Origin of the sequence: Rickettsiella endosymbiont of Aleochara curtula, from assembly GCF_964030935.1 — a bacterium.
GTDB lineage: Bacteria > Pseudomonadota > Gammaproteobacteria > Diplorickettsiales > Diplorickettsiaceae > Aquirickettsiella.
Genome location: NZ_OZ034990.1, coordinates 690874 through 701779, shown reverse-complemented (window position 1 = coordinate 701779; position 10906 = coordinate 690874). Strand labels below are relative to the sequence as shown.

The following is a 10906-nucleotide window of genomic DNA, read 5'->3' as shown; positions in this document are numbered from 1 at the left end:
TTTATTTAATTAATTTTTCTAAATTTATGATACTAGATACTAAACGATGGTATAGAGCGACCTAGGCTAATTCCTACGTCGATAAAACTTGGTGCGAACATATCCTAATATTCTAAACTTAAAATGATTCTGGTGGCTATGGGTGGGCTCGAACCACCGACCCCAGCATTATGAATGCTGTGCTCTAACCAACTGAGCTACATAGCCTAAACTTTTTTAACTTCGATTCACTCTGTCTGTGCTCCTTTCTGCGCGCGCATCCTGCTTCGGGCGTTCGCAAAGAAAAAGCTGCGCTTTTTCTATTCTTGCTCACCCAACTGAGCTACATGCAAAAGGTGGCCTATTGTGCTAAAGCCGCACTGAACCTGTCAAGCAATAAACTTAATTTTTATCTTTGGAGTAATAACGTTGCGTTACCCCTAAAGCAGTCAAGATATTTTTCATCGGTAATGCCTCATTAGACAACATCTTACCTTGGAGGTTTTGGATTTGGTAATAACCTGACGGGAATATGGAAATGATGTGTTTATCATTCACTAGGCCTATGTTTGTATAGCTATGCATAAATAAAAAGTCGGGAGTTTTTTTGCTAAACAAGGATTGGCCGATACTATAATCGGCTATAGTGTTTTGCAAGTCAAAGATTCGGCTTAGTAAGGTCGGTATTACGTCATAATGGCTAGTCATATGCTTAACCCGCAGTGGTTTCTGGCCTGGCCAGTGAATGATCAAGGGGACTTGGGTTTGGAAACGTGTGAAATTACTCGCGTGTCCCCAATATCCTAGATGGTTGTCGTTGAATTCATTCCCATGGTCTGCAGTGATAAGGACTAACGTGTTATCTAATAAATGACGTTTTTTAAGTAACGCCAGATCTTGCCCTACCAGCTGGTCGATATAATATAAGGCATTTTTATAACGGTTAAAGGTGGGAGTGGGATCGGTATGATTCGTATAGGTTAAGCGGTCGCAAACCGCTATGCTAGGCTGAAAAATAGGTACAGGGCTATTTCCGATACAGAAACTGTGCGCGGCATCATAAAATAAAAAGCTAAAAAAAGGCGATGGCGTCTGTGTGATAAATTGTTTAAATTCTTTGGTAATCTGTTTATCTCTATCGTAGGGTGTTTCTCCTAGCGTTGAGGTTTTTAGATCTTTTATACGTACAAATACATTTTGGTTAAACGGTGGAGCGAGGAGTTCGGCGCTTGCGAAAATACCCATATGATAATTTTCTGAAAGCAGTTTATCCATAAATAAAGGGCTTTTATGTTGACTGATAGTGGCCGCCCAATAGGTAGCAGGTAAACTATAAAATAAAGAAAATAGGCCGGGTTGAGTTCCATTTCCACCGCTGAAATGCTGTTGAAATTGCCAGCTTTGCTGTGCAAAGCGATAAATATTCGGCGTATTGACAGCATTCAACATATCAAAACGCCAGCTATCGATCAGAATGAAAACGATATTAATCGGTTTTTTAACCGTTTTGTAAACTAATGTATGCAAAGGGTAGTTAAGCTTTTGGTTGTCATGATTGATTTCGACAAAATCTGAGCGGTAAAGACTCTCTAGTTCAGACAGCGCTTGCTTACCGGGTAATAGTTTGGCTAGGACTTCATAATAAAGAGGTATGGTGTAAGCTTGCTGGTTAAGTGCTAGTGCAGTTGAGGTTTTGATTAATATGGCTAACATATAATAAGAAAATAAAAGACAAGCCAGCGTTGCGACAGGATAGTGCAAGATAAAAGTTTTATGACGTAATTTTTTCCATATGAATATGGCTAAACCTATTTCTAAGGCTAACAACAAGCTGGATAATAATCCTATCGATAGCCATTCTAGCCAGGAAAGATCGAATACCTCACCGGCTTCTCCCCCTGTGAGTAATTTCCAAATAACCCCATTCAAATGGAAATGAAATTGGCCAAATACAAACGTATCGACACTCAGCAAATAAGCGAATAGGAAGCCTATAATGACTGAAACAGAAAGTATGAGTTTTTTTCTAGGACAAAGAAAGACAAGTAGGATGGGGATAATCGCTGCAATACACGCAAATAAACCAAGCTGACCGAAAAATGCACTGAATAAAAACAAACTCGCCAGTAGCTGATTAGCTAGGGACGATACAGATAAATGAAAGGGAATAATACTGGCAAGATAATGCAAGCCAATTCCCCAAAATAATAAGGCATTTCCGATGAAAAACCAAAATATCCAATTAAAATAGATTTTTCTTGTTGTTAAAGACATTTTATTTATTGTTGTTATTTTTTTTTATAGTTGTACGAGAGGTTTATTTACTAGTCTGGATCTAGCAAAGATCGCATTGTTTTAGTTTTTTACGTAAAGTACCGCGACTGATACCTAACATTTTAGCTGCTTTGGTTTGGTTTCCGCGAGTTTGGCGTAATACCACTTCCAACATAGGGGATTCAACCTCAGCTAAAACAAGGCCATACAGATTAGAAGGTGAGTTCCCATCTAATTGCGAAAAGTAATTTTCTAAAGCCTGTTCGACATAAGTTTTTAGCGGCTGCTGAGGGGCGCCAGCGCTAGCAACCATAGGTAGAACAGGAAGTTGATCGAGTGCATTTTGCATATACATTATCCTTTGAGACTTGACTAGGTCAGAGGAGTTTCCATGATATAGTAGCTAAGAGGTTGCGACAAGCGTCTTTTGGCGGATTTTTTGATTTTCTTAGCCTCTGAGTTAGGCCCAGCCCTGATTTTTCTTAAAAAATTTTGCGAAACATTGTTTTTTCTGTGAGATTTGCTAGAAAAATAGCGCGTAAAGGTCTATTTAATAAAAAGGCTCGATACTCATATCTATCTAAAAGGAAACTATTTTGTTTAATTTAATTAAGTTTTTTAAAGTTTTACTCGTTGGATTGAGCTTGGGCGCAGGAATATTACCCGCTTATGCTAGTCAGCAAGCTTTACCTGTGGATCAGGTTTTTCAAGTCTCAGTGCAGCGTTTAAATGATAAAACGCTAACCGCACGTTGGACTATCAAGCCCGGTTACTATCTTTACCGCGACAAAATACATTTCGAAAGTACACCAATCCGCATAAATTCGGTGGTTTTTCCTAAGGGCACCATTAAACATAACCAATTTATTGGCAAATACGAAGTTTATCAAGGACATGTCGTCACGTTATTAAAATTTGTAAATCCGCTTCCCGATCAAAATCTGGATATAATGATCCATTATCAAGGTTGTGCCATAGCCGGTTTTTGTTATCCACCTGTAGTTAAACATATAAGCTTAACGCATGCTGGAATGTCAGTTAGCGATATTAACCAAAATTCCGTGGACATAGGTCAGAATTCATCGAAAAATCAAGTTCAGGGAAGTATAAAAACCGCTAGTGAACAAAGTAAAATTCTGACTTTATTAGCAGGTCACAATATTTTTTGGACACTGCTTAGTTTCTTTGGATTTGGTTTATTGCTATCACTGACACCTTGTGTTTTGCCATTGATACCGGTGTTATCGGCTATTATTTTAGGCCAAAAGCATTTGACGACAGCTAAAGCCTTTAGTTTATCGATAACTTATGTTCTTGCCATGGCATTTACTTATGCCATAGCGGGTGTTTTTGCTGGTTTAGCAGGCAGTTATTTACAAGCATTTTTACAAAGCCCGTGGGTCATTATCATTGTTTGTGCATTGTTTGTTGCACTTGCCTTCTCTTTGTTTGGTTTCTATGAGTTACGCCTGCCTGAGAGTTGGCATGAAAAGCTTATTCATATTACTAATCGTCAACAAGGTGGTAATTATATCGGTGTGGCCTTAATGGGATGTTTATCCACCTTGGTTATTTCTCCGTGTATAACAGCACCTTTAGTCGGCGTATTAACCTATATTGGGAATACCGGGAATGCCATACTAGGTGGACTCGCTTTATTTGTTTTAGGTTTGGGTTCAGGCGTGCCTTTATTAATTATTGGGACTTCGGCAGGTAAATGGTTACCTAAATCCGGCCCTTGGATGAATGGCATTAAAATTATTTTAGGTGTGCTAATGTTGGCAATGGCTGTATGGCTGCTAGCACGAATCATCCCTAGCAATTCTCGACCCTTTAGCCTTCTGCATCCCAATCAAGTTGCAAGCTCCGAGACAAGTAATTTTCAGACAATTAAAGGCATTTCTGATTTAAGACAAGCTTTAATACAAGCAAAACAACAGCATAAACCGGTGTTAGTCGATTTTTATGCCAATTGGTGTCTATCTTGTAAGGAAATGGAACGGATAGTCTTCACTGCACCACAAGTTAAATCTTTGATGTCGCATTTCATCTTGTTAAGAGCGGATGTCACTGCGAATGATGATCAAGATAAAGCTTTAGAACGTCAATTCCATGTGATTGCCCCGCCGACCTTTTTGTTCTTTACGCCGAATGGACAAGAATTGAAAGATTCTCGAATAGTTGGACAAGAAGAAAGTCAAACTTTTGCGAATCATTTACGTCAGATTTTAGCGAGCAAATAGACTGACTCTATTCTGAAATAATACAATTCACTTAAAATAATCTCTTATATTGAGAGAGTGATTGATTGCAAGGAGTAAAATTTATTTTTTAAAATTATTAAAAAAATTAAAATAACGGCGACTAAATTTTTTTTGATAAAATAATAAAAATAATTGACTAAAATGCACATTAAATAGTAAGGAAAAGTTGAATGATGGAGTGGTTTTATGTAAAAATAAACTTTCTTATTACATTGAAAAATATTCATAAGAATATTAAATAATAAGTATAGGAGTAAATTAAATGGAAAAATATAATATATCTAAAACTTCTCAATCACCCATCAACTTGAAAACTTATGAATCTGAATTGTTTGAATCGGATAATTTTGGCAATACTCGATTACATGTTGCTGCGGCTTTAGGAGATTTAAACGCAATTCGAAATTTAGTCACTAAAGATTCTAGTTTGATGGAGAACAAAAATAAATATGGAAGTACACCACTACATTACGCTACCTGGGAAGGCCAATTAAAGAGTGTGGAATATTTAGTTGAGCAAGATTCTGATTTAAACACTAAAGATAATTATGATCAGACATTGTTGCATGCCGCTGCCTGGAATGGTCACTTAAAATTAGTTAAATATTTTTTTACTCAGGGGCTTGATTTAGAAAGTAGGGATATCCAAGGTAACTCTCCCTTAATTTCAGCAGCTAAGAATGGTCATTTCCAGGTAATAGAGTTTCTTATTTCTAAAGGTGCCAACGTAGAAGCTAAAAATAGTGAGGGTGATACCGTTTTATCTTTAGCGATTAAGAACGGTAATACAAAAATAGTTAAGTATCTTGTTAATGAGAAAAAAATAGATTTATCGGTAAAAGATAATGAAAATAATACGCTACTACATTTAGCCGTTTCAAATAATCGAAAAAAGCTTATAAAATACCTTCTTGATAACAAGGCAGATTTAGAAGCTAAAAATAGTGATGGAAATACTCCTCTACATATGGCAGTGGAAACTGAGAATATTAGGCTGGTTAAATACTTGCTTACGCAAGGTGCCAATATAGAAGCTAAAAATGTTGATGGAAGTACTCCTTTACATATGGCAGTGGAAACTGAGAATATTAAGCTTGTTAGATCTTTGCTTACGCAAGGCGCAAGTATCGAAGTTAAAAATAATGATGAGTCTACGCCTATAGATATTGCAATAGAAATTGGAAATAATGATCTCGCTCACTATTTGAAGCAAGGTACAGCGGTAAAATCTATAAATAATGAAGGGAATTTTCGTCTCCATAGGATTCGTCAAGATAATCCAGAAGAACTAGGTAATTATCTCTTAAAACAAAATGGAGTGTTATTAAATCCAGAGGATAAAAGGCAACGCCATAAAACTCGTGATACTTCTTCCAGGGAGCAAGTATCCGTATTAAAAAGTGATCTTTTTGCTATGAGTGAATTAAATGAGTCGCTTGCGCCTTTGGTGAATGCAACGGGATTTTTTAGAACCAATCCTCTCGTTGCGCAGGCTGAAGCTCGTGGATTCAACCTGAGTTCAATGTCTGAAACAGACCTAGCGGATAATAGGGGAGTGAATAATAGCAATGCCAATGGGACATTACTTTTAGCAAGTACATTATTTAATAAAAAACCAAGAAAAAAATCAAATACTAATGTTATTGATAGTGAACGTCGCGAGGGAGATCGAATTATTGATTCTATAAATACATTTGAGTCTTCTAACTTAACAAAAAAAACATATTAACTTACAAGTAATTATATAATTTGAATGTTCAATAGAGTGAGCCACTATGAGGTAATAAAACCCCTTGTTGCCTTTTAGTTGTACCAGTTTGAATGGTCTAAATAAATTATAATTTATTTTTTATAAAATAGCTGATTGACTTAGGTAAATTTTTAGGCCATTGAATTAATACCACGCCAAATAAAATGGCTATTATGCCTAAGCCTTCTGACCATTGCGGGCGATTGTGAAAAAAAACAAAATCCCACAGTATAGCCATGATAGGAACGACATACATTACCGCGCTGGCGCGTACGGCATCCCATTCGCGAATTAAATGATAATAAATAATCCAAGCTATTGCAGTGGAAAATAAACCCATGTAAATACTTGCCACCCAAATAATCGGCGTATGCAATAGTAAACTACTACTCGGCCAATGTTCGAATAAGAGTGATGCCAACATGAGAAAAACAAGACTGGCCCAATGTTGATGATAGATATTGGCATAAAAATCTAATTTAGTTTGACCTGATAACATACGTTGATTGAGCAAATTACCGATCGAATAGCTGATTGCCATAAGTAAGACAGAAGCGGTGCCTAAAAGGGCTGAATGTGCGGTATCAAAATTCAATAAGGGCCAAAAAATAATACAAATACCTAATAAACCGGTAAATAAACCTATGCATTTTAAGAATGAAAAATTTCTAGTCTTAGGAGAAATTAAGCTAAATATTAATGTCCAAATGGGCACCGTTCCATTTAGAATACCTGCTAAACCTGGCGAAATATGTTGCTCACCATAAAATAAGAAGAAGAATGGAAGTCCTTGTGAGAAAAGTCCCATTATCCAAATGCGCCAGCGTAGATTAAATGCAACAGCCACGCTTTTTCTTAAGAAACAAAAAATAAGACTTAAGAATATTAATGCTAAACCTACGCGTAGCATCGCTCCAAAGAAAGGAGGTACGTGTAATACTACCGCTTTAATGGCGACAAATGAACCGCTCCAAAAAGCGGCTAGTAAAAAAAACCACAAATAATTTATATTTTTATTCATTATTGAAATTAACCATTAAATCAAGTTAAGTCGACGACTAGCGCATCTAATTTTTGCAAACCGCGTGGCAATTTATGGCCGCGTTGACCTCTTTTCCCGATATAATTTGCTAAATCTGCACCTTTCAAAATAAATTGTTTTTTTCCTGAAATTAACTTCAATTTACTATTCTTTGAAGGTAAAATAGCTATTTTACTTATAAATTCTTCGCGTAGTTCGAGTTTTTTAGACGGAATTTGCATCATTTTATTGCCTTTACCACGCGCTAATATCGGTAATTCTTGTACAGCAATAATTAATAAATATCCTGTATTGGTAGCGAGTGCAATATAGTTGGAATCAATCGGATTAACCATTAACAAAGGTAGAACCTGGCCATGAGGAGATAATTTTAATAATGCTTTTCCATTGCGATTTTTAGAAAACAGTTCGGATAGTTGTGTAATAAAGCCATAGCCGGCATCAGCGCTGACTAATATAGACTGTTCTGGATCTCCCGTTATCATGCCTTCAAAATTAGCACCGGCGGGAGGATTAAAGCGACTGGTTAAAGGCTCTCCGGAACTTCGTGCGGAAGGCAGCGTATGTATCGCTGTTGAATAACTACGTCCTGTAGAGTCAATGAAAGCGATCAATTGATTACTACGGCCAGGTAGTGCCGCTTTCAAGGAGTCACCCGCTTTAAAGGTTAAACCACTGACATCAAAGTCGTGACCTTTTGCCGCACGGATCCAACCGCGCGTCGATAAGATAACAGTCATAGGCTCAGAAGGAATTATTTCAGTTTTTTGCATGGCTTGCGCTGCGCTACGTTCAACCAATGGTGATTTGCGGCGGTCACCATAGAGTTTTGCATCTTCTTGTAATTCGGATCGAATAAGTCGTTTTAATTGCACTTTAGAAGACAAAATTTTCTGGATTTTGTCACGTTCTGCGATTAAATTTTCTTGTTCGGTTTGCAATTTAACTTCTTCAAGTTTGGCTAATTGTCGTAACCGTATTTCTAAAATAGCGTCGGCTTGCGTATCACTTAATTTAAAACGCTTCATTAAGCGGATTTTTGGATCATCGTATTGTCGTATAATTTTTATGACTTCATCGATATGCAAATAGACAATTAAAAAACCTTCTAAGAGATGAAGGCGATGCAAAATTTTATTTAAATGGAACTCTAAACGTTTCCTTACCGTAGCTTGTCGGTATTCTAGCCATTCTTGTAATATGACCAGCAGATTTTTTACCTTAGGTCTTCCGTCGAGACCTATCATATTAAGATTAATACGATAACTACGTTCTAAATCGGTCGTAGCAAATAAATGTGTCATTAAGGATGCACTATCAACACGATTAGAACGGGGTATAATTACTAGTCTGGTTGGATTTTCATGATCCGATTCATCACGTAAATCTTCCACTAAAGGCAATTTCTTGTCGCGAATCTGTTCAGCAATCTGTTCGATAATTTTGGCGCCAGATACCTGATAAGGCAGATCGGTAATAATAATTTGGTTTTTTTCTTCGGTGTAAACTGCCCGTGCACGAATGACGCCTTGACCTTGTTGGTAAATATTACAAATCTCACTGCGCGGTGTAATTATTTCTGCAGCGGAAGGGAAGTCGGGTCCAATAACCAGTTCACAAAGCTCAGCTAAGGTGGTGTCTGGTTCGTCTAGTAATCGAATACAAGCACTGACTACTTCGCCAAGGTTGTGTGCGGGAATATCCGTCGCCATTCCGACCGCAATGCCTGATCCCCCATTTAATAAGATATTAGGCAAGCGCGCAGGTAATAGTTTAGGTTCTTCCAGTGTAGCGTCAAAATTAGGCACCCAATCCACCGTTCCATCCGAAAGTTCATTGAGTAACGCTTGGGCATAACGGGTTAAGCGCGATTCGGTATAGCGCATCGCGGCAAATGATTTAGGGTCATCTTGAGAGCCCCAGTTTCCCTGTCCGTCAATGAGAGGGTAACGATAGGAAAAATCTTGCGCCATTAACACCATGGCTTCATAGCAAGCAACATCACTGTGAGGATGAAACTTACCTAAAACGTCACCAACAGTTCGGGCTGATTTTTTATATTTTGCGAGTGCGGTTAAACCTAATTCAGACATCGCATAAATGATGCGTCGCTGTACAGGTTTTAAGCCATCACCAATATGTGGTAAGGCACGATCAAGAATGACGTACATGGAATAATCAAGGTAGGCCTTTTCTGTGAAAATGCGCAGTGCTTGATGTTCAATCGGTGAATGTTCAGATGATGATTTGCTTTTGGCCATTGCTTTATAGCCTCTTAAAAAAAGATCCTTAGTTCATTGGCGCCTTTTTGTAAGGACGAGTTAGGATGGGCATGTTAAGAACAGCTTGTGTGCAGTATAAGATGATCATGATATTTTACAATATAGTTTTTAAAAAAACCTTTATAAGTAATTTTGCTTGAGCTCTAAAACTCATAGCCCAGTGTAAATAAATGCTTTACATCGATGCCTTGATTCGGGGGCAGCAAACTGGCATTTGAATAATGTAAGTAGTGATAGCTCAATGTGCCTATCACCGTTTTACTTATTCGCCAACGTAGACCTAGGCCCATTAAATCTTGAAAAGCAAATTGCCCTCCCAAATTTCGATGGCCCAAATGATTATTAGAAAGCCAGCTAGCACCGACACCCAATTCGAGATATGGCTGGGCGGCTAGCAGCCAATTTTCGCGGCTCTGTAGGCGTATGAGCGGAGAAACTGCCAAAATGCTGATAGAGCGTGGCTGATTGGCAAGCGGCGGGTTGGTATGCCAATTGGCATAGCTGAGATCCCAATAGCCGGTTAAATTCACCGGGGATTTAGAAAAACCTACCCATGGCCAAAATTGTTGAACAGCAACTCGATACCCCTTTAAATGGTCAGGATCTCCGGTTCCATAGGAAATTTGTAATCCATGCATTGCGGGATAGGCATTTTCAGGAATTAAACTGATCACTATGGAGCTGATATATAGGAATAAGAGGCAATTTTTTTTGATTAAAACACGTAAAATTTTCAATTAACACTCCTTGTGGCTTCGAATTTTATTGGTTGTCTGCTTTATGCAGATGATTTTATATCCCGCTTCCCTCTCCAAATGCAAACGCTATTTCTAGGTTTATATTCAGCCCCCCTCATCAGTATTTTGTACATAAACAACTTACTTTTTAGGCTTAAAAGGGGGCTATTTCAGAATGGGTTTTCAGTCAAAAATTTTGTTTTATAATTTGTTCTGTTATAATGCCGGCCTCATTCTATTCAAGGGATATAAAAATTATTATGCAGCAAGATATCCATCCATCCTATAACATAGTTACTGTTACGTGTAGTTGCGGTAATAGTTTTAAAACTCGTTCTACTTTAGGTGAGCCTGCTCTTACTATAGAAGTATGTTCAAAATGCCACCCCTTTTATACCGGTAAGCAAAAAATTGTTGATACCAGTGGACGTGTTGACAAGTTTAAACAAAAATACGGTAAACGTACTATCAAAGTAAATGCGGATAAGTCTGACCCAGCAGAAGCTGCTTAGTATAATCCATTTCATTAGTTGGCTTGCTTAAAATTATCGTTAATTTTTAATTCGCGTGCCTATACT

8 protein-coding genes and 1 tRNA gene are annotated in these 10906 nt (G+C 37.7%); 3 read left to right on the top strand and 6 right to left on the bottom strand.

Annotated elements, in window-relative coordinates:
- Positions 1-130 precede the first annotated feature (130 nt).
- From AAHF87_RS03015 to fis, 3 genes are all read right to left on the bottom strand, one after another.
- Positions 131-207, bottom strand: a tRNA-Met gene (locus AAHF87_RS03015).
- Between the two features lie 174 nt (positions 208-381).
- Positions 382-2253, bottom strand: a complete 1872-nt coding sequence (locus AAHF87_RS03010) for a DUF3413 domain-containing protein (protein ID WP_342146925.1) — start codon at positions 2251-2253, stop codon at positions 382-384.
- A gap of 61 nt (positions 2254-2314) precedes the next feature.
- Positions 2315-2602 carry a DNA-binding transcriptional regulator Fis gene (gene fis, locus AAHF87_RS03005; RefSeq protein WP_084028721.1) on the bottom strand — a complete coding sequence of 96 codons (288 nt, stop codon included), beginning with the start codon at positions 2600-2602 and terminating at the stop codon, positions 2315-2317.
- 247 nt (positions 2603-2849) lie between these two features.
- On the opposite strand from fis, the gene dsbD reads away from it, so the two are divergent.
- Both dsbD and AAHF87_RS02995 read left to right on the top strand, forming a co-directional pair.
- On the top strand, positions 2850-4496 hold the full coding sequence (gene dsbD, locus AAHF87_RS03000; protein ID WP_342146921.1) for a protein-disulfide reductase DsbD: 1647 nt from the start codon (positions 2850-2852) through the stop codon (positions 4494-4496).
- A gap of 283 nt (positions 4497-4779) precedes the next feature.
- Positions 4780-6246, top strand: coding sequence for an ankyrin repeat domain-containing protein (locus tag AAHF87_RS02995; protein WP_342146919.1), 1467 nt, complete (start codon positions 4780-4782; stop codon positions 6244-6246).
- Between the two features lie 106 nt (positions 6247-6352).
- Here the strand turns inward: AAHF87_RS02995 and AAHF87_RS02990 are convergent, their stop codons facing one another.
- The 3 genes from AAHF87_RS02990 to AAHF87_RS02980 form a co-directional block, all read right to left on the bottom strand.
- Positions 6353-7288, bottom strand: coding sequence for a DMT family transporter (locus AAHF87_RS02990; protein ID WP_342146917.1), 936 nt, complete (start codon positions 7286-7288; stop codon positions 6353-6355).
- 20 nt (positions 7289-7308) lie between these two features.
- The gene (gene parC / locus AAHF87_RS02985) at positions 7309-9570 is read right to left on the bottom strand and encodes a DNA topoisomerase IV subunit A (protein WP_342146915.1); all 2262 of its coding nucleotides are present in this window, start codon (positions 9568-9570) and stop codon (positions 7309-7311) included.
- 164 nt (positions 9571-9734) lie between these two features.
- Entirely contained in the window at positions 9735-10328 is a 594-nt protein-coding gene (locus tag AAHF87_RS02980; protein WP_342146913.1) for an acyloxyacyl hydrolase, read from the bottom strand.
- Positions 10329-10588: 260 nt separating this feature from the next.
- Here AAHF87_RS02980 and rpmE point away from each other — a divergent pair, with 260 nt between their 5' ends.
- Positions 10589-10840, top strand: coding sequence for a 50S ribosomal protein L31 (gene rpmE / locus AAHF87_RS02975; protein ID WP_342146912.1), 252 nt, complete (start codon positions 10589-10591; stop codon positions 10838-10840).
- The last annotated feature ends 66 nt before the right edge of the window (positions 10841-10906 follow it).

Bases quoted from the DNA above. Each gene is read 5' to 3' on its own strand.
- AAHF87_RS02990 (WP_342146917.1), bottom strand. From the start codon at position 7,288: ATGAATAAAAATATAAATTATTTGTGGTTTTTTTTACTAGCCGCTTTT.
- rpmE (WP_342146912.1), top strand. From the start codon at position 10,589: ATGCAGCAAGATATCCATCCATCCTATAACATAGTTACTGTTACGTGT.
- AAHF87_RS02995 (WP_342146919.1), top strand. From the start codon at position 4,780: ATGGAAAAATATAATATATCTAAAACTTCTCAATCACCCATCAACTTG.
- fis (WP_084028721.1), bottom strand. From the start codon at position 2,602: ATGCAAAATGCACTCGATCAACTTCCTGTTCTACCTATGGTTGCTAGC.
- parC (WP_342146915.1), bottom strand. From the start codon at position 9,570: ATGGCCAAAAGCAAATCATCATCTGAACATTCACCGATTGAACATCAA.
- AAHF87_RS03010 (WP_342146925.1), bottom strand. From the start codon at position 2,253: ATGTCTTTAACAACAAGAAAAATCTATTTTAATTGGATATTTTGGTTT.